This window comes from uncultured Chloroflexus sp. (assembly GCF_937129525.1).
Taxonomy (GTDB): domain Bacteria; phylum Chloroflexota; class Chloroflexia; order Chloroflexales; family Chloroflexaceae; genus Chloroflexus.
The window spans coordinates 27,421-49,935 of record NZ_CAKZNK010000058.1 but is presented as its reverse complement, the minus strand read 5'-3'; the positions used below and the strand labels follow the sequence as shown (position 1 = coordinate 49,935).

General features: G+C 54.6%; 20 protein-coding genes. 7 read left to right on the top strand and 13 right to left on the bottom strand.

What is annotated here, in order from left to right:
- Positions 1–348: 348 nt before the first annotated feature.
- The 8 genes from Q0650_RS06805 to Q0650_RS06770 all read right to left on the bottom strand — a co-directional run bounded on the left by Q0650_RS06805 (position 349) and on the right by Q0650_RS06770 (position 8,259).
- Entirely contained in the window at positions 349–1,473 is a 1,125-nt protein-coding gene (locus Q0650_RS06805) for a DNA methyltransferase (RefSeq protein WP_298817206.1), read from the bottom strand.
- A gap of 9 nt (positions 1,474–1,482) precedes the next feature.
- Positions 1,483–2,343, bottom strand: a complete 861-nt coding sequence (locus Q0650_RS06800) for a DNA adenine methylase (RefSeq protein WP_298817204.1) — start codon at positions 2,341–2,343, stop codon at positions 1,483–1,485.
- 256 nt (positions 2,344–2,599) lie between these two features.
- Entirely contained in the window at positions 2,600–3,700 is a 1,101-nt protein-coding gene (locus tag Q0650_RS06795) for an ABC transporter ATP-binding protein (RefSeq protein WP_298817202.1), read from the bottom strand.
- Between the two features lie 17 nt (positions 3,701–3,717).
- Positions 3,718–4,734 carry an ABC transporter ATP-binding protein gene (locus Q0650_RS06790; protein WP_298817200.1) on the bottom strand — a complete coding sequence of 339 codons (1,017 nt, stop codon included), beginning with the start codon at positions 4,732–4,734 and terminating at the stop codon, positions 3,718–3,720.
- A gap of 411 nt (positions 4,735–5,145) precedes the next feature.
- Complete coding sequence (locus Q0650_RS06785) at positions 5,146–6,825, bottom strand: cbb3-type cytochrome c oxidase subunit I (protein ID WP_298817199.1); 1,680 nt, start codon at positions 6,823–6,825, stop codon at positions 5,146–5,148.
- A 37-nt stretch (positions 6,826–6,862) separates the two neighbouring features.
- The gene (locus Q0650_RS06780; RefSeq protein ID WP_298817197.1) at positions 6,863–7,351 is read right to left on the bottom strand and encodes a cytochrome c oxidase subunit II; all 489 of its coding nucleotides are present in this window, start codon (positions 7,349–7,351) and stop codon (positions 6,863–6,865) included.
- Positions 7,348–7,515, bottom strand: coding sequence for a hypothetical protein (locus tag Q0650_RS06775; RefSeq protein WP_298817195.1), 168 nt, complete (start codon positions 7,513–7,515; stop codon positions 7,348–7,350). The genes Q0650_RS06780 and Q0650_RS06775 overlap by 4 nt, the downstream gene beginning before the upstream one ends.
- A gap of 18 nt (positions 7,516–7,533) precedes the next feature.
- Positions 7,534–8,259 carry an SCO family protein gene (locus tag Q0650_RS06770; protein ID WP_298817193.1) on the bottom strand — a complete coding sequence of 242 codons (726 nt, stop codon included), beginning with the start codon at positions 8,257–8,259 and terminating at the stop codon, positions 7,534–7,536.
- A 487-nt stretch (positions 8,260–8,746) separates the two neighbouring features.
- On the opposite strand from Q0650_RS06770, the gene Q0650_RS06765 reads away from it, so the two are divergent.
- Positions 8,747–10,228 (top strand): phytoene desaturase, encoded by a 1,482-nt coding sequence (locus Q0650_RS06765; protein WP_298817191.1) that lies wholly within the window; start codon positions 8,747–8,749, stop codon positions 10,226–10,228.
- A gap of 30 nt (positions 10,229–10,258) precedes the next feature.
- On the opposite strand, the gene murJ is transcribed toward Q0650_RS06765, so the two are convergent.
- Positions 10,259–11,842 (bottom strand): murein biosynthesis integral membrane protein MurJ, encoded by a 1,584-nt coding sequence (gene murJ / locus Q0650_RS06760; protein WP_298817189.1) that lies wholly within the window; start codon positions 11,840–11,842, stop codon positions 10,259–10,261.
- Between the two features lie 99 nt (positions 11,843–11,941).
- Here murJ and rpsT point away from each other — a divergent pair, with 99 nt between their 5' ends.
- Positions 11,942–12,232, top strand: coding sequence for a 30S ribosomal protein S20 (gene rpsT / locus Q0650_RS06755; protein WP_298817187.1), 291 nt, complete (start codon positions 11,942–11,944; stop codon positions 12,230–12,232).
- Positions 12,233–12,325: 93 nt separating this feature from the next.
- Here rpsT and holA read toward each other — a convergent pair whose 3' ends face one another.
- From holA to Q0650_RS06740, 3 genes are read right to left on the bottom strand one after another with little or no spacing between them, the layout of a single operon-like run.
- A complete protein-coding gene (holA, locus tag Q0650_RS06750; protein WP_298817185.1) occupies positions 12,326–13,297 on the bottom strand; it encodes a DNA polymerase III subunit delta in 972 nt (323 codons plus the stop codon).
- The gene (locus Q0650_RS06745) at positions 13,269–14,423 is read right to left on the bottom strand and encodes a hypothetical protein (RefSeq protein ID WP_298817183.1); all 1,155 of its coding nucleotides are present in this window, start codon (positions 14,421–14,423) and stop codon (positions 13,269–13,271) included. Before Q0650_RS06745 ends, holA begins: the two co-directional genes overlap by 29 nt.
- Before the next feature lie 15 nt (positions 14,424–14,438).
- Positions 14,439–15,905 (bottom strand): NEW3 domain-containing protein, encoded by a 1,467-nt coding sequence (locus Q0650_RS06740; protein ID WP_298817181.1) that lies wholly within the window; start codon positions 15,903–15,905, stop codon positions 14,439–14,441.
- A 291-nt stretch (positions 15,906–16,196) separates the two neighbouring features.
- Between Q0650_RS06740 and Q0650_RS06735 the strand changes: the two genes are divergently transcribed.
- On the top strand, positions 16,197–16,520 hold the full coding sequence (locus Q0650_RS06735; RefSeq protein WP_298817179.1) for a DUF4342 domain-containing protein: 324 nt from the start codon (positions 16,197–16,199) through the stop codon (positions 16,518–16,520).
- 70 nt (positions 16,521–16,590) lie between these two features.
- Here Q0650_RS06735 and Q0650_RS06730 read toward each other — a convergent pair whose 3' ends face one another.
- On the bottom strand, positions 16,591–17,832 hold the full coding sequence (locus Q0650_RS06730; protein WP_298817177.1) for a hypothetical protein: 1,242 nt from the start codon (positions 17,830–17,832) through the stop codon (positions 16,591–16,593).
- Between the two features lie 160 nt (positions 17,833–17,992).
- On the opposite strand from Q0650_RS06730, the gene Q0650_RS06725 reads away from it, so the two are divergent.
- The 4 genes from Q0650_RS06725 (at position 17,993) to Q0650_RS06710 (ending at position 22,515) form a co-directional block, all read left to right on the top strand.
- Positions 17,993–18,613 (top strand): hypothetical protein, encoded by a 621-nt coding sequence (locus Q0650_RS06725; RefSeq protein WP_298817175.1) that lies wholly within the window; start codon positions 17,993–17,995, stop codon positions 18,611–18,613.
- A 7-nt stretch (positions 18,614–18,620) separates the two neighbouring features.
- A complete protein-coding gene (miaB, locus tag Q0650_RS06720) occupies positions 18,621–20,003 on the top strand; it encodes a tRNA (N6-isopentenyl adenosine(37)-C2)-methylthiotransferase MiaB (protein ID WP_367280799.1) in 1,383 nt (460 codons plus the stop codon).
- Entirely contained in the window at positions 20,000–20,848 is an 849-nt protein-coding gene (locus Q0650_RS06715) for a tetratricopeptide repeat protein (RefSeq protein WP_298817173.1), read from the top strand. Before miaB ends, Q0650_RS06715 begins: the two co-directional genes overlap by 4 nt.
- Positions 20,849–21,135: 287 nt before the next feature.
- Positions 21,136–22,515, top strand: a complete 1,380-nt coding sequence (locus tag Q0650_RS06710) for an AAA family ATPase (protein ID WP_298817171.1) — start codon at positions 21,136–21,138, stop codon at positions 22,513–22,515.

Here is a 22,515-nt window from a genome sequence, read left to right as displayed (position 1 = left end):
GCGGCGTTTGCTGGAGGCAATTGCGGAAGTGCGCAATGCCTTGACCGGGCGTGAAACAGAGACACGGGTGGTGTAAGGGTGCTTTGCGTGCGGTGAGCGATCTGGTGTATAGGGTCTCAACAAGAGCAGACAAATCTATCAGGAAGACAAAGCTATTTCGTAGTCACAAAACGGTCACAAAACACTATTCGACTCCATGCTCGGTAATACTATTGTTTAGATAGTAAAAGTAGTGCATTTTCCAGTTTGGTCTGTCCAAGGTAGTTATTTTACTAATTAGAATCTCGCAGGATAAAGCAAAGTTGTAAATTTGGAATAAATGAGGCAAATTGCGACTAATCTCTTCTCTTATTCCCCTCTGCTTTGAGCTACCAATCGTAGTGCCAAAAATACTTCTTTCAAGGGTTGGCTCACTGCGCTATCAGGTTCGCCTAGTACGAGGTTCTGATAAGCATCTAGAAAGCGTTCGCGTGATCGATGAAAAAAGTGTAAAAAATGTCTCAAAAAACTTATACAATCAAAAATGTGAAATTCTGTACCTTCAGTTTTTTCATAACATTTCTCGGCATATAATTTAACGTCATCACTAATGACGTCGGTAGTAATGAAGATATAGTTGTGTATTCTCTCGGAAGTTGATGAAATCTTTTCAATAGCGCGATTGATGTCGTCAATCGTAACCTTCTTCATCTTCATTTCGTACACTGTTACAACACGTTTATCGTTTTCAAGGCATACTTCAACATCTCCAAGCGAGCCTGTTTGTTTATCAGCAGCGTTGTGGCTCTGTAATGGCAAGATGCGTTCTCCGAGTTTATCCTCCACAGAGTTATAGGCTGCGGCGACAATTAAAACAGGCAATCTACTCGAATTTTTACATTTGAGATGTTGTTCAATTAAGGCAACAATCTCTTCGGCTGATAAAGGGAGGGTATTTTCTGTAGAAAGCTCCGCCAACAGCGAATTTAATCGGTCTTGATGTTGTTTTTGCATCAGCAGTAAAACGCGCACCATTTCAGTTAACAAATTGTCTGCTGTTACTTTGTTTTGATGTACATCATCAAGGAGTTGTAAGGTGTCTTCGTAGATACTAGAAGGCCTTCCGGAAAGTTTTAGGCCTGTTTTAAGTTCGCGGTTTAAATTGCGGAAGGCAGGGGTCAGAAAAGCTGTGGTAGGGTTTAAAGGCAATCGATTCTCATGGATGAAACGTGTGATGTAATCTTCATCGTAGGATCGTCCGGAAAAGGAGTCGTTCGTCCCAATTTCAGTGTACGGTTTTCGGGGATCAACGCTGGGTTTGTGTATCTTTGCTAACATACAGGCCATAATGAGTCTCGCGCAAGCTCGATTGCTTTTCTCGCGACAAACATGCTCAACTCGTGAGCGAATGTCATCATTGTCAATAAACGATCGCTCAATATTGTTCGAGGCTTGCCGCAAAATATCGTTAAGAATTTCATCAGGTGTTTTCATAATCTTGTCCTAAAAAAGTCTCCCTGATCTGATTTCGTTCGGATCATAATTTGTCCATACGATCTCGGTTCTGGCATCTTTCGTTGAGTGTATCGTTCTTGTTGGCGCAATATGTTTATGCCACTTTGGCGAGGGATAAAGTTCTTGCATCAATGCGCAATCGTATCCAGAGACAGCGACAAGCCCTTGAACTGAATTTAACACCAGCGCTAATTCGCGATGCTCTTCATCACTCATTTCATACGCATAAGCTTGCTTATCACCGCGTGTCTCATGAACATATGGAGGATCACAGTAGAAAAGTGTTTCTGGCGAATCGTACAGACGTATGACTTCGATGGCAGGTCTGTTCTCAATTTGGACACGCAGCAAGCGCAAGGCTATTTCTGGTAAGTCTTCAATGGCACCAAGCCAACGCGAAACAGCGCCTGCCATGCCCGATCGACTTGTGTTTTTACAGTTTGCCCAACGTCCCAGAGTTGCAGATTGAGCAAGTCCGGTGCGCACTTGTCGAGCGCGCACATAAAATCTTCTCGCTCGTTCTATGGGATCTACATCAGGGTCAATTTCGCAAGCGATTGCAAACTCTTCACGTGAAAACGGCGTAAGACCAATCATTTGCATAAGTTGATCAGGCTTATCTCGCAACACTCGGAAAAAGTTAACCACCTCTCCATCGACATCGTTATACGTCTCTACGGGTGACGGTTCACGATTCAATAAAACGGCTGCTGAGCCGCCAAATGGCTCACAGTAGTGGTGGCAAGGCGGCAATAACGGCAATAGCCAATCAAGGTGAGAGTATTTACCTCCGTACCAGCCGAAGGCTATAACTCGCCTTCTGTGTTGTTTTATGATAGGTGATGACATAGCATTCCTTGCGCAGGTTTTCATCGTCTAAAACTTGACAGTTATGGTGAGCATGCACGCACAAGTACACGATCATGCGATGCATTTGTTGTGTTCGTTCACATCAAGTTACGCTAGCGAAGTAGAGCGCAGACCGCCTGTTTATGCGAAGCTATTACCTGTTATATCTATTCTGGCAGATGATGCTCGATACGCAGATCGCCTGAGCAGGATTGTTTGCTTTCTTGAACAGGGAACATGAGTAACTATCCGAACATTACTCATGCTCAATGCTCTTCACTCGCCCAATGTCAGCCGCAATCCGGGCCGCCATTGCCTCGGCCTGCTTGCGCGCTACTTCCGGCATCAGCGTCGCGCTCTCACGAGCGCGCCAGCACGCGGCAAAATGGCCATTACCGTAATCAACAAACGGCGGCTCCTCTTCTTTGCACTTCTGAATGGCAATCGGGCAACGAGTATGGAAGTGGCATCCCGACGGCGGGTTGAGCGGACTGGGAACATCACCTTCGAGAATGATCCGTCGTCGCTGCTGTTCCACCTTCGGATCGGGGATCGGCACTGCCGACAGCAAGGCCTGGGTATAAGGGTGCAATGGCATCGAGTAGAGTTTCGGTCCTTCGGCCAGCTCGACGACTTTGCCCAAATACATCACCGCTACCCGATCGGAGATGTGATTGACGACGCTCAAATCGTGCGCAATGAAGAGGTAGGTCAATCCCAGCTTGTCTTGCAACTCTTCAAGCAGATTAACGACCTGAGCCTGGATCGACACATCAAGCGCCGAGACCGGCTCATCGCACACCACAAAATCCGGTTCAACCGCCAGCGCGCGCGCGATACCGATGCGCTGGCGCTGACCGCCGGAAAATTCGTGGGGGTAGCGATTGGCAAAGGCCGGGTTGAGACCAACCAATTGCAATAGCTCCTCGACTCGCTCGCGGATTGCCCGTCCGGTGCGCAATTTATGAACCCGGATCGGTTCGGCGATAATGTCGCCGACCGTCATCCGCGGATTGAGTGAGGCATACGGATCTTGAAAAATCATCTGCACGTGGCGGCGCATCTGGCGCAATTCGTTGCCACGCAGTCTGGTCAGATCGGTTCCCCGGAACAACACCTGCCCGCCGGTAGGCCGGTAGAGTTGCAAAATTGCGCGTCCGGTCGTGCTCTTGCCACAACCCGACTCGCCGACCAGGCCGAGGGTCTCGCCACGCTTAATCGAAAAACTGACGCCATCAACCGCTTTTACGGTACCCACGCGCCGCTGAAAAATAATCCCGCGCGTGACCGGAAAATGCATGCGCAAATCTTTTACTTCAATCAATAGCTCGTGAGAGCGTTGCGCCAACGTTGCCATATCTCTGCCTCGCCTGTTCAAGCTGCAATATCGGTAGTCGTTTGCTGGGGGATAGGTGTTTCTATCGTGATGTCAAAGTGGCATGCTGCGCGATGATCGGCGCCGACGCTGCGCAGCTCCGGGGCACTGGTCAGACATTCCTCGCGCGCATAATCACAGCGTGGGCTGAAGGGGCAGATCGGCGGCAGATCGATCAGATTTGGCGGCAGGCCGCGAATTGGTTTCAGGCGACGACCCCGTTCTTCGTCGAGCCGGGGGATTGAGCGCAGCAGTCCTATCGTGTAGGGCATGCGCGGGTTGGCAAAGATCTCGTGAGTAGGCCCCTCTTCAACTACTTTGCCGGCGTACATCACTGTTACCCGGTCGGTCATCCCGGCCACCACACCGAGATCGTGGGTGATCAAAATAACTGCCGTGCCCAATTCTTCGCGCAGCCGGTTAATCAATTCAAGAATCTGGGCCTGGATGGTCACATCGAGCGCGGTAGTTGGCTCATCGGCAATCAGTAATTCGGGGTTGCACGAGAGGGCCATCGCAATCATCACGCGCTGGCGCATCCCACCCGAAAACTGGTGGGGATAGTTATCGAGCCGCTTACTGGCTGATGGGATGCCGACCATATCGAGTAGCTCGATCGCGCGATCACGGGCCTCTTTTTTCGTCAACTTCAGGTGTAGTTCAAGCGATTCGGTGATTTGCCGGCCAATCGTGAGCACCGGATTAAGGGAAGTCATCGGATCTTGAAAGATCATGGCGATCCGATTACCGCGAATGTGGCGCATCTCTTCTTCGCTGGCCTGCAACAGATCGTCACCGTCAAATAAAATTTGACCGCTGACAATCTTGCCCGGCGGGGTAGGAATCAGCCGCATAATTGAGAGGGAGGTAACCGATTTGCCACAACCCGACTCGCCGACGATACCGAGGGTTTCGCCTCGATTAACATAAAAAGAGACACCGTCAACTGCTTTGACGATGCCGTCTTGGGTCTGAAAATAGGTGCGTAAATCACGAACTTCCAGCAAGGGGGCCATACGGAGTCCTCTGTGATGTTGCCCTGACCTTAAGCCAGGCATGGCCGTTACATTGTTATGTTTACCTGTTCCGGTGCGGATATTGGGGATAGTACCACAGAAAACCGCTGCATGTCAAGGATTATAGCGATAGGTGATAGGCGATAGACGATAGCTGATAGGCGATGGGCGATTTGCGTGAAATGGTAGAGACGTTGCATTGCAACGTCTCTACCCTCTCTCTGCGGCCTCTGCGGTTCAATAGCCGATAGGCGATAGGGGATAGCTGATAGGCGACAGGCTCTCTGCGGTCTCTGCGGCCTCTGCGGTAGATCCACAGGCGATAGAGTCGAAGATGAAGCGAGCCGCTCTGACTGCGGCTCGCTCAGTGTCATTCACGCGTGGTTGATTGCCGTTACAGTATCTTGTCTCTTACCAGACTCTTCGTCCTGGTATGTCGAAGGTTGCTGTGCTGAGGATGTCCAGGATCGTCGGCAGGTAGTTGATCAAGAGCAGAACTGCTGCAACGACCACCCACACCAGCAGTCGGTCGAGAATTCTGGGCGCGTCTTCGGGGCCGGAGAGGGCTTTGGCGAAGGTCACTTCCGGCACACTCTCCAGCTTCTTGCCGCGGGTGATAGTCATAATCATGTTGAGGTAGTAGAAGATAGCGCTCACGAACATGATCAGACCACCAATCATGGCAAAGAAGAGGAAGAAGCGCCACTCGTCCTGCACGTAGGGCGCGCCGCCGATGTCAGTGCGTCGCGGCATGCCTCGCAGACCCAGTTCGTGCATGAAGTGTGAGAAAAGACCCATGCCTGCGAACCAGAGCCATGCCTGCGCCACACCCAGCCCGCGACTCCACAGCTTTCGTCCGGTCAGATACGGCACCAGCCAGTAAGTGATACCCATAAAGCTGAGCGCAACCGCAGTGCCCACTGTCAGATGGAAATGCCCCGAGATCCAGGCAGTATTGTGTACCACCAGGTTGATGTTGTACGAAGCATTAACCAGACCGCTGATGCCACCGAACGCGAACAGCATCATCGCCACCAGTTGGGCCGATACTTCCGGCTTACCCCATGGCAGGTTGAAGATCCAGGCAAGCCAGCCCTCGCCGCCGTGTTTGCGACCGGCGTACTCCAGTGATGCTACCACGTTGAAGAAGGTGAGCAGGCTGGGGAAGAAGACGCCAAAGGTAAAGATGGCGTGGACGAGCTTCCACATTTCGGAAATACCCGGGTCGGTGACCTGATGGTGCATCCCGATCGGGAGTGACAGGATCAGGAAGAGGATGAACGACACCCGCGCCATGGGGTCGCTGAAGAGCTTGCCGTTGAGATGGACGGGTACCAGTGTGTACCACGAAATGTAAGCAGGCAATAGCCAGAAGTAGACAATCGGGTGACCGGTAAACCAGAACAGCGTGCGCGCAAGAACGGGATCGGTTCCGCCGACCAGCCCCAACGACCACGGAATGACCAGGAACAGCATTTCGCTGGCCACGCCGATGGTGGAAATTGTCCACATCAACATTGTCACAATGGCCATAAATGCCGGCAGCGGCGTGCGCTGACCGGGGTTATCGGCCAGCCAGGCGTTGCGCGTGATGATCATGTTGACCAGCAAAAGCCAGGTGCCGGCAACCACCAGGGTCAGACCGATATAGAAGAGGGCATCGGCCTTCAGCGGTGGATAAAAGGTGAACATCACCGTAGCGTTATTCGTCAGCAGCGGGAATGCTGCTAACAGCAAACCGGTCACCATGACCCAGAGCGTGGCCCAGGCCAACCGACTGCTGGCCAGTGGTCGGTTGAGCGCTTTGGCGAAAATAAAAGTCAAAAATCCGATGATGTAAAACGTTGTAAAAACGAGCACATTGAGCACACCGTGAACGGTCAAACCTTGATAGTAGCCGCCAGGTAGAACGGGCTTGGCCGGGGTGTACAAATCAAGGCCGTTGTAGCGCAAGATCTGCAAGATCCCCATCAATCCCCCGACGGCAAGCGCCGCAAAGGCAATGAAAATATTGATGCCTGCGAGCTTGTGCTCGACACTCAGGTCTGAGCTCACCGCCATTGGGCGAGCGCGTGCTGCAATACTGGCCATGCAATCCTCTCCTTCTCCAGCCGAGCAATGGCTCCGCTCAGTTCACAATCACTTTGCCGAACATAACGTGGTGACCGGCGCCGCAATATTCGTGGCAGACGATCAGGTATTCTCCCGGTCGATCAAAGGTAGCAGTGACCCGAGAAATCTGGCCGGGAATCACCATCACGTTGATCGGCGCGCCTTCGATCTTGAAACCATGGATCACATCTTTGCTGGTGAGGATGAAAGTAACCTTCGAGCCAGCCGGTATCTCAATCGTATTAGGCGTAAACATAAATGTTTGGGCCGTGATGATAGCTTCATACCGGCCAGGCGCAAGTTCACGCAGACCGGTCTGGCTGAAGGTGGCATCGACGCCAGCAGCTACGGCGCTCACGCTGACCCGTCCGGCGGTTGTTGGTACCCGCACGCCAACCGCGAAGGCGGTGACCAGGATTGCGACCAGCATCGAGACTGGGATCGCGACGCTGGGCAAGATCCAGGCAACCTCAAACAGATAGCTGATAAATTTCTTGTCTCTCATGACGCCGGTATCCCTCCGTTATTCAGCAAAGTCAGGTAAACTTGCATCCACAAGATGCTGAGGGCGAGCAAGAACCCTAACGTGATGAAGAGCGCGCCGCGCGGCGGCTCATGATCGTCGTCATGCTCGTGTTCGTCGTCCGATGGGCGGCGGTAGCTTGACATCCTTTTCCTCCTTGAAGACTACTCTGGATAACACACAAATAGATGAGACGCTTCGTACACGAACCGCATCGCGCCACTACTGGCCATCTCGCGACTGAGCAGGTCGATGTCACGGAGCGCAATGGCAAGTGGCGGTCCTTCAGCCGGGTACGAGGTGCGGATCATCCCGCTGGGATCGATGAGAAAAGTTCGTCGTTCTGCATAGAGGTTGCCCGTTTCGTCAGCTTCGGTGTAGTAAACACCTAATCCACCGCCAACCACCTGCTTGACCTCACGTGGATCGCCAGTGACAAAGCGCCAGCTCTGCGGATCAACCCCAAGTTGACCGGCCAGCGCCGATAGATCGGCAGGGGTGTCGTGTATCGGATCGAGGGTGATGGTCAGAAAGATAACCTCGCTGCCCAATCGTCCGCTGGTTTGGAGGGCCTGGCGTAGTTCAAGTAAGCGCCTCGTTTGCTCGGCGCATGCATCGCCGCAGCGGCTGTGCATCAGGCTGACGAATACTATTCGTCCCCGTAAGTCGCTGTCGAGCAAGCGCGTGCCACGCTGATCGGTCAGCGCAAAGGGTGGAAACTGTTCGCCGCGTGGCAGTACTTTAACCGGACGGGCGATCACGAACCATAAGAAGATCGCCAGTAGAACGATGAACAGGACGATACCCGACCTGATCAAAAGACGTGGGGCGATTGCGGCTCGATCACTGAGCTGAGTTGTGGTTGACCTGATGGCTATTCCTGGCCGCATCTTGCGATCCGTCTAGCTATACTCGCTTGCAAGGCGAGTATACCTAGCGATCGGTCGTAGCGGAGTAAAGCGGTTATAACAAGCAGTTGCGGTCTTGCAACTGTTTGCCAGTCTATTCACAGTGAATAATGCCACGATATACAAAGAATAATGTCGCGATATACAAATAATTCCTGCTTTACCTGCAATGGCCGCTACATGGAATTGTTAGTGTTGCTCATAACTGGTCGCTTGCGGATCGGCCTTGCAACCGATAAATTTATCAGGCGTTGCCACCGTTAACGAACCGTGTTCAACATCGGGTTTGGTCGTTTAGTTGTCAACGCTGATGGTATGGCAAATATCGCTACCTTCCGGTTATCAATCCTTTACTCCACGCCGATAAACTCTCTCTGTTCTGGCGGTTTTTCCTCGTTACAATCGGCATGGCCGGTTTCCAGACGGCGTTTCGGCGCGCCGCAGTTAGATAATGCAAGGTCATTGTGGTATGGCACAAAAGCAAATTGTGGTGATTGGCAGTGGTTTTGGCGGCCTCAGTGCCGCAATCCGGTTGGCTGCACAGGGTCATGCTGTGACGATCCTCGAGCAGCGCGATCGACCCGGTGGCCGCGCCTATGTTTATCAGACCAGAGGCTATACGTTCGATAGCGGCCCTACCGTGATTACAGCCCCGTTTATGTTTGATGAACTCTGGCAGTTGGCCGGCAAGCGACGAGAAGACTATTTTACCCTTGAACCATGTCAGCCCTATTATCGCCTGTTTAATCACGAGGGGCGTTACCTCGAATACGGTGATGATGAACAGGCTTTGATCGAGCAGATTCGCTGGTGGAATCCGGCTGATGTTGAAGGTTACAAACGCTTCATTGCCAGCACTCGCCCAATTTTTGAGAAGGGATTTAGCCTTATTGATAAGCCCTTTCTCCATTTTGGCGATATGTTGCGGGTTGCGCCCGACCTGATTCGCCTGAAGTCGTATCAGAGTGTCTATCAGTTTGTTTCCCAATTTTTCCAGGATGATTTTCTGCGTCGCTGTTTTTCGTTCCATCCGCTCTTCATCGGCGGGAACCCGTTCGACGCAACCTCAATCTATGCCATGGTGCATTACCTCGAACGCAAGTGGGGTGTCTACCATGCTCGCGGCGGTACCGGCGCCATCGTCAATGCAATGGTGCGGCTCTTTACCGAACTCGGCGGTCGCCTCGAATTGAATGCTAAAGCGGTTGAGATTGTGATCGATGGTCGCCGCGCGCGCGCAGTCCGCGTGCAGGATGGCCGCCTCTTCCCAGCCGAGATCGTGGTTTCAAATGCTGATGTGCCGCAAACCTATATGCGCCTCATTCCGCCCCGCTACCGCAAAGTGCAGACCGATCGTCGGTTGCAGCGCTTGCGCTACAGTATGTCGCTGGCAGTCATTTATCTCGGAATCAATCGCCGCTACGACGATGGTCGTTTGGTGCAGCACAATATCATCTTTAGCGAACGCTACAAAGGGCTGCTTGACGACATCTTCAACCGCAAGCAGTTAGCCGATGATTTCTCGCTCTACCTGCATCGACCTTCGCACAACGATCCTACCCTGGCGCCTCCTGGCCACGAAGCGCTCTATGTGTTGACACCGGTGCCCAATCTGGCTGCATCAATCGATTGGACTGTCGCCGGGCCACGGTTGCGTGAGGCGATCCTGACGTTCCTCGAAGAGCACTATCTGCCGGATCTCCGCCGCCATATCGTGGTTGAGCACATGGTCGATCCGCGCTACTATCGCGATGCGCTCAATAGCTATCTCGGCGCCGGTTTTTCGATTCAACCCATCTTAACCCAGTCGGCCTGGTTCCGACCTCATAACCGTTCGGAAGACATTGAGAATCTCTACCTTGTCGGCGCCGGCACTCATCCTGGCGCCGGTTTGCCCGGCGTGATTGCCTCGGGCGCGATTGTGGCCAATCTGGTTGCCGAAGAGGCATGATAGTGAAGGCCGGGGACGCTGCGGGCCGTTTTAGCCCGGCGTACCCTGGTGTTTTGTTGATCGAATCATGTTGAGGGTCAGCCCGATGTAGAGCGCGGCTCCACCTGTTCCTGCTACGACTAATCCAACCACCAGTCCCGGCAGATCGTTTGTCCAGTTGTAGGGCGCCGCTGGTGTGCCGCCGGGAATAAGCTCACGTGTGCTCCACCAGAATAGCCCTGCGACCAGACTGGCGATCAAAGCTGTCAGCAATCGTCGCCACAGAGCCGGGTTGCGCCAGAGACCTGGCAACACCGGCCCCAATAGCAGCGCCAGCGCCAGTGCTTCGATCGAATTGGCGATACTGAACGCGATTGCCAGCCCACTCACATCGGCGCCGGCAATCAGCAGAGTGACGCCCAGGCCGAGATTGAGCGTGACCTGTCCTATTCCAATCAGCACCGGCGGCCAGGTGCGCTGCATGGCGTAGAATGTGCGAATCATGATCTCAGAGGCAGCAAAGGCCGGTAGTGCGAAGGCGTAGCCGGTCAGCGCGCCGGCTGTGTAGTTGAGCGAGAGGGTGTCGAATGCGCCGCGTTCAAACAGGGCGCGGGCCAGGGCAGGGCCAAGAGTGAGCAACCCTGCCGTGGCCGGCAACGTCAGCCAGAGGATGCGTTCTAGCGTTGTTCGCACTTCATCAATCAATATATTGAGCTGACCTTCCGCTACCAGGCGCGCAAGGCGTGGAAAGGCAACGGTGCTCAGGCTGAGCGCAAAGATGCCGTAGGGCAAGAGCATCAACTGATAGGCCCAGCGTAATCCGGCTAGCTTCGCGTCACCGTCAGGTAACCGGGCCGCAAGCGCCAGAGTGGCGACAATGCTCAGATGCGCGGCGGCTTGTCCGACAACTCGCGGCCCCATTGCTCGCGCCACTCGGGTTAGTTCGGGCAGGTTGCGGCCTAAATGAAGCTGGAGCCGCATCCCGATTGCAACCAGGGCCGGCAACTGAATGAGCAGGTAGCCGAGCGCACCGATCACAACCCCCCAGGCCATACCCCAGATACCGAGCCACGGCGCCAGCAAGGCCCCACCGATGATGCCGATGTTGTAGATGCTGGGTGCCAGTGAGGGCATTGTAAAACGATCACGGGCATTGAGCGCCGCCATCGCCAATCCACCCAGGCCAAGCAAAAGCGGTGAGAGCAGGAAAAGTCGGGTCAGGGCAACGATCAGGTCGAGAGTCGCGGGCGTAAAGCCCTGTCCGCCATAGAGGAACGGAACAATCCACGGCGCAGCCGCAAAGAGCGCAACGCTGGCGATCGCCAGCGCGATCAACGCCCACGTAACCACGGCGCCGGCCAGTTCCCAGGCCCGTTCTGGTTGTTCGCGCTCCCACAGCTCGATAAAGACCGGAATAAAGCTGCTGCCGAGCGCTCCACCGATGATAACCAGGTAAAGCAGATCGACCGTGCTGATAGCAGCGCTGTAAGCTGCCATATCGGCGGAGGTACCGAAGTAATACGAGGCGACAATGTCGCGGAGCAGACCGGTCAGACGGCTTAAGACGAAGCCTCCCATCACGATCAGGCTGTTGCGCTGAGTGCTGAGACGGCGCAAGACGGCGCGCAGTTGCACGGCTGGTATTCCTATGCTATACTTTAGGACTAGCGCGGCGAGCAAGCTCGCCGCTTCATGTGTCACATAACGCGCCAATTATATCCGAGGAGTTTGACCTTGGCGAACACAAAGTCGGCAAAGAAACGAATTCGCAGCGATGCACGCAAGCACTTGCGCAATCAATCGTATCGCTCGCGCGTCAAGACGATGATTAAGAAGGCCGAGCAAGCGCTGGCTAGCGGTGTGGTAGATGAAGCTGCGCTGCGGCTGGCTTACAGTACGCTCGATAAAGCCGCAGTTAAGGGCATCATTCATAAGAATAACGCCGCTCGCCGCAAGTCGCGTCTGGCTCAGAAAGCCAAGAAGGTAGCATTGGCTGCGGCAGCGCAGACCGGTTCGGCAGCTTAGTGAATTCGGTTCAGGCAAAGTCCTGATCGTTTGTGCTCAACATTGCCCGGCAGGGCCTGACCGCAAGGGGTCAGGCCTTCGTTTGTTGCCGGACTACCGCTCGGCGCGCGCCGGTTGTGTCTGACACATCTCGACCACGAAGAGTTCCAGCGCCGTTTCGGCCTGAATCTTCCCGGTCTTGATGGCGTGGTCGAGTTCCAGCAGGCGGTCGTGAGCCGCTATGAGTTCAGTGGCAGTGAAGTTTCGTGCCTGATCGGCTGCTTTCCGCGCCACAAACGGCTTTAGGCCTAGCGCGCTGGCAATGTCATCGGATCGTTTCCGCTGCCCGAGTAGTTGCTTCACATGCAGCAGAATCCGTATCTGACGCGCCAGCATAAACAACACATAGGAAGGCGCTTCGCCATCTTCGATTAAAGCGCGCGCGCCACGGAGCGCCGACCCCAGGCGGCGCCCGCTCAGATCGTCAAGAAAGGTAAAGAGATTCTGCTCTTGCTGATCGGTAACCAGCCGTTCAACCGCCGCCAGATCGATCCGCCCCCCTTTGCCAGCGTAATTCGCCAGTTTTGCCAGCTCGTTTGCCAGCAAGCGACTCTCGTTACCGGCCAGATCGACTAATCGCTGCGCGGCAGCCGGTTCAATCGTTACTTCGAGGAGCCTGGCTCTGCGCTCGATCCAGCGCAGCAGCTCTTGCCCGCTGAGCAGTGGAAATTCGCGTACCACGCCGCGTTTGCTCAGGTAAGTAAACAGCAAGTGACGGCGATCGACCTCTTCCTGCTCAACAAAGACAAGATCACAGGTCGCCGGCACACGCTCGCAATAATCGCGCAGCTCTTCGCGCGCTTTGCCGGCTTTGCTATGTTTCAGCGCATCATAGACGATCACCAGTCGCCGTTCAGCCAGAAAAGGATGCGCTTCACAGGCGGCTACCAGTTGCTCGATGGTCAATTTACGACCATCAAGCACGCTTATATTGAGGTCGGCTACCTCTGCCGGCAAGTGGGCGCGTAATTCGGCCAGCGCCTCGCTGCGCGCCAGTTCATTTGGTCCGTAAAGCAGATAGATCATCGTTCGTCTCAGACTCAATCTCAAGGGTGTGGGCAATCGCGACGATCAATCGCGCGGCGCGTTCTACCAGTTGGGGATCAAGTGAGGTTACCCCGTTCGCCGCTGCGCGGATACCCAACACGCGAAAGCCGCGTTGCTGCAAGGGTGATAGCAATTCATTCCGGACGGCTTGCGCGCGTGGTTCGAGGTCAATGACCGGATCGGCGCGATCTGCCGCCATTGCCAGACGGATCAGCAACGGATCCGCCTGCTCGTGCCGAAAGACACCTTCGCGACTCATAATTGTAAGCTGACCGGCGGTGAGCGGTCCCAATCCAATCATTACTGTCTGTTCGCGTTCAAACGGGTAACGCTTGATCAGGTCGCTGATCCCATTCTGGCTACAATGGGCAGCGCCAATGGCGACAGGCCACACTTCAACGTGGCGCAGGCCAGATAGTTGTTGTGCCGCGACCAGTAAGGTCGCCAGCGCCGCCAGACCGCCATCAGGTTGCATAAGCGGCACGGGCCGGCGAGTAGTCCAGAGTAACACCAGCGCGCCGATCAGCGCTCCTGATGCGAGCATCCAGCGCAAGACCGGCCACGAAGTGGCACTCACCGCAATAGCTATCGGTAGACTACACAGAGTCAGACGAGCAAAGAGACCTTCGCGGGTCGGCGCGATCAAACGGGTTATGCCGCGCCAGACTGGCGGAGTGTCCAGCGGAGCGAGCAATACCATGCGCCAGCGCGGTTGACCGGGACGTTCGGCAGTTGCGCCTTCGATCGGGCGGGCCGCGATAATGTTCTGACTCAAATGTGATTGCCGCCAGACTGGCAATGGGGTGTAGAGTGCATCAACCATCAAACATGCCATCAGCCCCAGCCCAATGATGATCCCACTAACCGGATGCCAGACGGCTAAGGCGATTGCTACCAGCAGCGCGACCGCAACCGACGCAAATCTGGCGCCGGGATGGGCGACTGTTGGCAATGGGCGCGTATCAACACTGAAGCCCGCCTGACGCAGGCGGGCATTGATCTGGGCTGCTGCCATCGCCTCTGCCGCTGAAGTTGGCAACCGCTGTCCGAATTGTGCAGTCAGTTCAGACAGAACTTCAGCGCCATCTGGTATACGAACCGGCATTGCTGCTCTGCTTGTCTACGGTGTTGGTGTCGGCGGTAATGGCGTTGCAGTTGGATCGGTCACAATCGGCGCCCTGATCGGCGTTGACGTTGCCGGCAACGTGGCCGGATTCTCCGGCAAGCCGGGCAATGGCGCATCTGGACGCCGACAATCGGTCTGACCAGGCAGACAAAGCAGCAACACCAGATCGTACCGAATGAACTGATTGCCAATATCACCGACGTTCTTTACCTGCGCGAAATAGAAGCCATCTACTTTGGGCGTAAACTCAATCTGCGAATCAAGCGTATTTCCACCCGGCATGTCATCATTGAGGTCAAGAATGCTTACACCGTCGCGGTCGGTCAGTACCAGCACTGTGTCAGCGCCAGCTACGGTGTCATTGTTCACCGTATTGGATCCGCGGTATCGGCGCGTGTCGGTGTAAATCACGTAGCGCTTACCTGCTTTGGCAAAGAAGGTCACCCAGTCAGCGTCACCGCTAGGGCAGAGTCGGCGATTCTCCTGCACTTCGTTCGAAGTGATCAGCCGGGCTTGTTCAGGCAAACCATCCGGCTCAAAGATGTCAAGACAGACCGACTCAGCCGGCGCTGGCGTAGGGCCATTGCTCTCATCGAGCAACACGATCACATACGAGTAATCAGTGCCACCGCGCCCGGCAGTATCGCGCACCTTGATATAGTAACTTTCATCTGCCGGGCTGCGGAAGGTAATTCTTGGTCGGGTATCGCCGGGATTGGGATTCGCCGGATCACGGTTATAAAAATCATCATTGAAAGCTACCCGATTGAAATTACTATCGAGTAATTCGAGCGACAGATCGATACCAGGTCGCATGACCGGCACATCAATCGTGTACACCTTGCCGGCAACGCCACCAAAATACAACCAGTCCTCATCGCCGGTGGGACAGATGACGTGTTCTTGCGGGATCTGCACATCGATTCGTTTAGCCTGGGCAGGGAAGTTGTCAGGCTCGAAGCCATCGGAACAGATCCCGGCAGGAGTTGGTGTGATTGTGGGTGACAGAGTCGGCGTTGGTGTCGGTGCATTAACCTGCACTACGATCCGAAATAGCGCTGTCGTGCCGGGCGCGCTGGCGCGAGAAGCCGTAATATCAATCACATACGTGCCGGGAGCGGCTGTGGCTGGAATGTTGTAGAAGAAGGTAAAGCTCTGGCTGCTGTTGGCGTTAATGGTAATAGAAGAACTTGGCGCAATCGTGACTGCCGGCCAGGTAGCCGGTGGCGTGGCAACGATATTGAACGTGTCGGCAGGTCCTTGATTGGTGAGGGTTGCAGTCACAGCTATTGAAACCTGGCCGGGTGTCCCGGAAGAATTGGTTGAAGTAGGATTCCAGATGAAATTGAGCTGGGCAAGTGGCGCAGCGATCACAGGAAACTGCTGGAGTGCCAGAAGGATAATGAGCAGTGTTGAGCACAGCGCCAGGATGATATTGCGGGTACGGACAGCGACTATCATGTTGCCTGCTGGCTCCCTGGGCATACAGATTGGTGGATCCGCGCTCATTATAATTCGTTGATAGGAAAGGTGTCAAACCTTTTGTGAGGCGTGAACGCTAACTGGTGTGGGTCGGCGGCAAGAATATCAGAACAAGAGAAAATATATATGATTAATATATCAAATATCTATAATTAAAACATCTATACTTTGAGTAAAGAGTTCGTTTCACGAAAAGTGACAGGTTACATTTACACTGTACTATAGCGGAGTATATCGCTATCAGGCGCCAGCACGGCGCAGGAGGGAACCATGGACATCACCATTGAATTCGTTCATGGCTGGCGCTTGCTCGCTCGGGTGCGTGAGCTGATCAATGAGCCGGGCGTCCAACGGTTGATCATTCGCAATGAGGACGGTGAAGACCTGATCGAGATCAGGGTTCCCGCTATGCTTGCTGGCGCGACGACGCGACCAGTACTGGCTGCCGTCAAGGCGATTGCCGACGAGATGCCGCGGGTGACGATCGAGATTGCGCGCGGTTCCGAACAGGCGCGGGCAGTGGGCGAGTCAGAGACGGACGAGGAGTTTGATCGCGCGATTGATATCGTTGAGCCGGTGTTTGAGCGGTATTGAGTCGGGTATCTGAGTAAGTGGCCTCACTGGCGGCGATTGCGCAATCCGCAATCGCCGCCTGATTGTTGCGTCAGAACAGTGATAACCAGGAGAAAGCGTGAGTGTAAGTGGCAAACGATAACCACATTGGTAAGCGCCAACTGCCAGCAAATAAGATTGCCGCAATCCACCATCCTGCTGTCGCGCTGGCAAAGATCGGTCTGGCCTGTCGAGCCTGGATCAGCCACGCAAGAAGTAACGTGCTACAGGTGATATGGATATTGATGAATCGACCATAATCGGCAGCGACTACAAATAATGGTATTGTTGCCACAATCGACAATCCCCACACCCCTCCGATCCAGATGATCGTTCCTGGTGGCAAGTATTGCCACAATCGATACCCGGCAATGGCAAGCAAGAGCGGGATCAGACTAAGTGAGCCGGTTATCAGGTAGACTAGAGTTGTTTCAGTCGTTGTGAAGTGCCGCGTGAATGCGATGCCATACCCGGTCGATTGGGCAAGAAACGTGATGGCGCCGAGTCGTTCGTTTTGATGCAGGCAATCGTAGGGCGCGCTTGACCCAAGAGAAGCGCAGATGGCGTCAATGGCGGCAGTCGTTGTCTGGGGATTGCGAAAAATGATGATAGCGGCAACAATTGCCGGTATCAAGGCGATGATGGTAGCCAGAGACAACCGCCCAAACCGTTGTTCAGCGCAGATAGTGGCAATCACCAAATAGGGCAGGAAGATGACCAGCATTTCGTGCGATAAGACGGCGAAGAGCGCGCCGACGCCAATGAACAACAGCAAAACTGGTGTGTATAATCTGGCAGAGCGCAGCCAGAGCAATTGAATGATGAACATGATAAACAGGAAAACTTCTTTGCGCACTCCAACACGTGGCCACTCCAGTAGCGGGAAGAGCAGAAAAGCCGGTGAAAACAGCAGCGTAAAGGCGATAACTGATCGTTCTGTGTTGCGCAGCAAGATATAAGCAAGCAGTAAAAACAGTGTAAAGACTCCTGTTTGGATCAGGATTGTCAGATGCGCCGGGTTTATCATCAACCAGCGACTGAGTTGCAAGATGATTTCACCCGGCAATCCCCGTCGCGTGAATCCACCCTGATAGTTGATCAGCCATTCACCGATGTGCCACTCGTCTGGTGGTGTTGCGTTTGACCAATGTCTGATACCATAATAGATTTGGGCGAAGAATACCCCACAAACCAGCCCAAAGATGAGGAGCGCAAAGATGCGCTGCCCGCGCTGATGATGCAGGCCGGTGGACCGTTGCATCGGGTTCATCGATGATTGGAGCTTTGTCTTCATGGCATATTACCGTAGCGTCACTGAACCGTCTCATTTGTGTCTTAATGCTCTCATACTATAGGCTTCTTATCGATCACTCCTCATTCTGGTTTGGTGATCAAACTTGCTCAATATGGTATACTATTATGTGCGCAACGAGCGCTCAGTGAGGAGAAATGCTATGTCTGCTCAGGCTCCCGCCGAACTCGATCTGGCGGTTGCATCGTTGATTATGGTGCGACCCGATGAGGATCGCGCCGAGTATGAAGAACAGTACGAGAGTGTCGCAGCCGTGCAGGATCAACTGCGCGAGGCCGGTATTGATATCGATCTGCTCAGCCAGCCCGGCGTTGAGGTCTGGGAGGGATCTATTGAGACGATGGGCGCATTGTATCAGTTGGCGCGCATGGCCGCCCATCTGGAGCGCGGCAATGATCTGGCTCCCATCATTGCCGATGGTCCGGTGCTCGATGACGATCTCGACCGCGCAGTGACCGATGTTTGGGATGAGCTGGTTCCCAGTCGTTACCGGCATCTGATCAATTTGCAGGGGATCAATAGCTATTACCTGCCGGTTGATTTTGCCGATCCGGTCTACCTGCCGTTTGAAAATGACGATGGCGAGGAGGATCAGGCCTTCTTTGGATCGTCAGTGCAGTTGCTGCGCGAATTGTCTGAACTGGCGCCGCAGTTGATCAAGGCTGGCGTTTCACCGCGTTCTGACGCTTTCCGTTGTCTTGAGTCGCTGCGCGAAGCCGCTCGCCAGAGCGTAGAATGCGGTTTGCCGGTTATCGTGTGGTAATGCTTCCATGCAGGACGTGATCTTTTTCGATCGGCGCCCGCAGTCCGACCGTGATCAGACGCCGCGTGATCGGCGCTATTACGTCTGGACGGTGGGGTGCCAGATGAATATTTCTGACTCAGAGCGGCTCGAAGCGGCGTTGCAGGGGGTTGGGTATAGCCCCGCTGCTCGCCCTGAAGATGCCAGCTTTATTGTGCTCAATTCGTGTAGCGTCCGCGCGTCGGCAGAAGAGCGGATCCTCGGCAAGCTCGGTGAGCTGGTGCGCGTCAAGCGCGCGCATCCCGATACGCGGATCGTGCTTTGGGGTTGTATGGTCGGCCCCAATAACCGCTCCATCTTCGCCGAACAACTGCCGATGGTTGACCATTTTGTTTCGCCTTCGGCAGTCGATGAAGTGGTAGCGCTAGCCCCCAATCCGATCTATACCCTCGACGAGCCGGCCTTGCCGGTGCGTGACTGGAGCCATCCGCCAGTCTCGGTACATGTGCCCATTCAGTACGGCTGCAATATGACCTGTTCGTATTGTGTGATCCCGCTGCGCCGTGGCCGCGAGCGTTCGCGCCCGCTGCCTGAAATTGTCGAAGAGGTGCAGCGGATTGTTGCCCGTGGCGCAAAGGAGATCACACTGCTCGGTCAAATTGTGGACTCATGGGGGCATGATCTTCCCGGTCGTCCCGAACTGGCCGATCTCCTCGAGGCGGTTGATCCAACCCCTGGCTTGCTCCGCCTGCGTTTCCTGACTTCACATCCGGCCTGGATGACCGATCGCCTGATCGAGACGGTTGCCCGCTTGCCGCGTTGCCAGCCTGAGATGAACTTGCCGGTGCAGGCCGGCTCTGATCGCGTGCTTAAACTGATGCGTCGCGGCTACACCGTTGCCCGCTACAAGGCGTTGATTGCGAAAATCCGTGCCGCAATCCCTGATATTTCGTTGACGACAGACATCATCGTTGGCCATCCGGGTGAAACCGAAGACGATTTTCGCCAGACGATGGAACTGTGCGCCGAAATCGGTTTTGATAAGGTGCATATCGCAGCTTTCTCTGCTCGTCCTGGCACCCGCGCCGCCGAACAAGAGCAGGATCCAGCGCTGGCTGTGCCGCCGGAGGTCAAAGAAGAGCGCCGTCGCCGTCTCGAGCAGTTGCAAGAGCGGATTGCAACCGAACGAATGGCTCGCTTCCTCGGTCAGACAGTTGAGGTGCTGGTCGAGGGTGAGAGCAAAGGGAAGTGGCGTGGCCGCACTCCCGGCAACCGGCTGGTCTTCTTTAGCCATCCTGCCGATCTAACCGGTCAATTGGTGCCGGTTAAGATCACTGCCACCAGTCCGTGGTCATTGCAGGGTGTGCCTCAACTCGATCAGTGGTCTCAGTGCTTAACGCAAGGAGAATGACCTTGTCAAAACAAGATGAAAAGATGCGGATTCGCCGCCGCTTGCAAGAGAAAGCGATTGAATTGGCTGCCTTGAATCGCTGGCAGGAGGCAGTTGATTTAAATCAGCAGTTGCTGCGAGTGAGCGAAGATGCAGAAACCTACAATCGGCTGGGCAAAGCATTGTTTGAGCTGGGCAAGTATGCCGAAAGCCATCGCGCGTATCAGAATGCGCTACGTATCAATGCTTCCAATCCGATTGCGCGCAAAAATGTCGCTCGCCTCGAAGCGCTGCTGGCGCGTGGCATTACCGAAGCGCCGGTCACTCGCTCGACCCGTCAGCAGGTTGATATGCGCATGTTTATTACCGAGACTGGCCGCACGGCCCTCACGACCCTGGTCGATGTGCAGCGTGGTCCGGCAGTTGATGCGCTGATTACCGGTGAAAAGGTTGAGTTGCGCGTCGATGGCCGGATGGTGTATGTGTTCGATCTTGATGGGAATCTGATTGGCCGCGTTGAGCCGAAACTGAGCCATCGTCTCGTCGAGTTGATGAATGGCGGCAATCGCTATCTGGCCGCAGTTGTGCAGTCAGACTCGCGCAATGTGCGGATTCTCATTCGCGAAATCTATCAGGATCCAAGCCAGCGCGGTCGGGTCTCCTTCCCCGGCAAGTTGGGTGAAGGCGCGACGGTGCTCTCCTCGTTGCGCTTTGACGAATATGAGGATGTGCTCGACGAGGAAGAGCTGGTTGAAGAACCAGAGACAATCGAAGACGATTTCATCGGCGGTGATGATGAAGAAGAGATTGGTCTCGACGAGATCGATCAGGATATCGCCGATGATGATGACAACCTCGAAGAATGATAGTTGCGCCGGTATGAGCGCACTAACCTGCGCTCGTGCCGGTTTCCCCTTGCGATCCGCCTTGCAGCTCGCTATACTACCTTTAGTGCGTGTTGTGCTGTATCCAATCTGGCTGGTTGATACCTGATCACAGTGCAACGGTGACAGCTTATTGCGTTGTGCGATTGGATGCACTCTTTGCCATCTACAAATCAATGTTGCGCCTGCCCGGTCGCGGCATGATGCTCTCGAGCCAGGCTAGAGGCGCGCGATCCATTCCCGGTGTACTGTTGCAGAAAGGGTAGACTATGAGCTTCCGTCTGCATGAAATCAATCCAGCGACAGTGTCGCCCGGCGCGCCAGCGCAACAGATGCCTGCAATCCCGCCACAGCCGACGAATATTGCGGAAACCGGCCTGTCGATGGGATTTTTGACCGATCACATCTTGAAGGTGATCTATTTTTCTGGCGCGATTACCGGCCAAAAGCTGGAAGAAACGATCAAGTTACCGTTTCTCGGCGTGATCGATAAGGTACTCGAATTCCTCAAGCTAGAGGAATATGTCGATATTATCGGCGCAGAAGGCGGTTTTAGCGAGCGGTCGTTTCAATACGTTATCACCGGTAAGGGGCGCAATAAAGTCCACGAAGTCATTGATCGCAATCAGTATGCCGGTCCAGCCCCGGTGCCCTTGCAACAGTACGTCGAGATCACGCTGCGCCAGAGCATCGGTGAGCTGGTGATCGATCAGGCAACCATCCGCAAGGCGTTTAGCCATCTGGTGGTCAGCGAGAAGATGCTCGATAAGATTGGTCCGGCTGCCAACTCGGCTCGCTCGCTCTTCCTCTACGGTCCACCCGGTAATGGCAAGACAACAATCGCCGAAGGTATCGCCAATCTGCTCGGCGGTCTGGTCATCATTCCTTATGCCGTAGAAGTCGATGGGCAAATTATCAAGGTCTTCGATCCGCTGAATCACCAGGTCGTGCAAGTCAACGAGGTTGGTCACGCCGAACTGCCACCGCCATCGCCGTTTGGCGGGCCGGTCGCTGCGCCCACTACGACCTATCCCGATGCGCGCTGGGTGGTCTGTAAGCGACCGCGGGTGATGGTTGGCGGTGAACTTGAACTTGCTCAGCTCGAGCTGATCTTCGATCCGATCTCGAAGGTGTATGAAGCGCCGTTCCAGATGAAAGCGAATGGTGGCCTGTTCTTGATCGATGACTTTGGTCGCCAAAAGTGTCGGCCCCAAGATCTGCTCAATCGCTGGATTGTGCCGCTTGAAAAGAAGGTCGATTTTCTGGCTTTGCAAACCGGCAAGAAGATTCAGGTGCCGTTTGACGTCCTGATTGTCTTCTCTACCAACCTTAATCCCAGGGACCTGGTCGATGATGCCTTCTTGCGCCGGATTCGCCACAAGATCGAAGTGCCTAACCCAACGCCCACTGAGTTTCGCGCTATTTTCCAGCTTGTGTGCAAGAGCAAACGTATCCCGTATAGCGATGATGGCTTGCGCTATCTGATTCAAGAGCACTACATGAAAGTTGGGCGCGATCTGCGCGCCTGCCACCCGCGTGATTTGTGCGATCAGATCCTGGACGAAGCGAAATACCGTGGCATTCCGCCGGCAATGTCGCGTGAGTTGATCGATCGTGCCTGCGAGGCCTATTTCGTCAAGCTCGGCTAA

Excerpts from the sequence above, each read along its gene's own strand:
- Q0650_RS06765 (WP_298817191.1), top strand. The coding sequence starts at position 8,747 with ATGGCACAAAAGCAAATTGTGGTGATTGGCAGTGGTTTTGGCGGCCTC.
- Q0650_RS06710 (WP_298817171.1), top strand. The coding sequence starts at position 21,136 with ATGAGCTTCCGTCTGCATGAAATCAATCCAGCGACAGTGTCGCCCGGC.
- Q0650_RS06725 (WP_298817175.1), top strand. The coding sequence starts at position 17,993 with ATGTCTGCTCAGGCTCCCGCCGAACTCGATCTGGCGGTTGCATCGTTG.
- holA (WP_298817185.1), bottom strand. The coding sequence starts at position 13,297 with ATGATCTATCTGCTTTACGGACCAAATGAACTGGCGCGCAGCGAGGCG.
- Q0650_RS06780 (WP_298817197.1), bottom strand. The coding sequence starts at position 7,351 with ATGAGAGACAAGAAATTTATCAGCTATCTGTTTGAGGTTGCCTGGATC.
- miaB (WP_367280799.1), top strand. The coding sequence starts at position 18,621 with ATGCAGGACGTGATCTTTTTCGATCGGCGCCCGCAGTCCGACCGTGAT.
- Q0650_RS06770 (WP_298817193.1), bottom strand. The coding sequence starts at position 8,259 with ATGCGGCCAGGAATAGCCATCAGGTCAACCACAACTCAGCTCAGTGAT.
- Q0650_RS06805 (WP_298817206.1), bottom strand. The coding sequence starts at position 1,473 with ATGAAAACACCTGATGAAATTCTTAACGATATTTTGCGGCAAGCCTCG.
- Q0650_RS06715 (WP_298817173.1), top strand. The coding sequence starts at position 20,000 with ATGACCTTGTCAAAACAAGATGAAAAGATGCGGATTCGCCGCCGCTTG.
- Q0650_RS06775 (WP_298817195.1), bottom strand. The coding sequence starts at position 7,515 with ATGTCAAGCTACCGCCGCCCATCGGACGACGAACACGAGCATGACGAC.
- Q0650_RS06730 (WP_298817177.1), bottom strand. The coding sequence starts at position 17,832 with ATGAAGACAAAGCTCCAATCATCGATGAACCCGATGCAACGGTCCACC.
- Q0650_RS06785 (WP_298817199.1), bottom strand. The coding sequence starts at position 6,825 with ATGGCCAGTATTGCAGCACGCGCTCGCCCAATGGCGGTGAGCTCAGAC.
- Q0650_RS06795 (WP_298817202.1), bottom strand. The coding sequence starts at position 3,700 with ATGGCAACGTTGGCGCAACGCTCTCACGAGCTATTGATTGAAGTAAAA.
- Q0650_RS06735 (WP_298817179.1), top strand. The coding sequence starts at position 16,197 with ATGGACATCACCATTGAATTCGTTCATGGCTGGCGCTTGCTCGCTCGG.
- Q0650_RS06790 (WP_298817200.1), bottom strand. The coding sequence starts at position 4,734 with ATGGCCCCCTTGCTGGAAGTTCGTGATTTACGCACCTATTTTCAGACC.
- Q0650_RS06740 (WP_298817181.1), bottom strand. The coding sequence starts at position 15,905 with ATGATAGTCGCTGTCCGTACCCGCAATATCATCCTGGCGCTGTGCTCA.
- Q0650_RS06745 (WP_298817183.1), bottom strand. The coding sequence starts at position 14,423 with ATGCCGGTTCGTATACCAGATGGCGCTGAAGTTCTGTCTGAACTGACT.
- Q0650_RS06800 (WP_298817204.1), bottom strand. The coding sequence starts at position 2,343 with ATGTCATCACCTATCATAAAACAACACAGAAGGCGAGTTATAGCCTTC.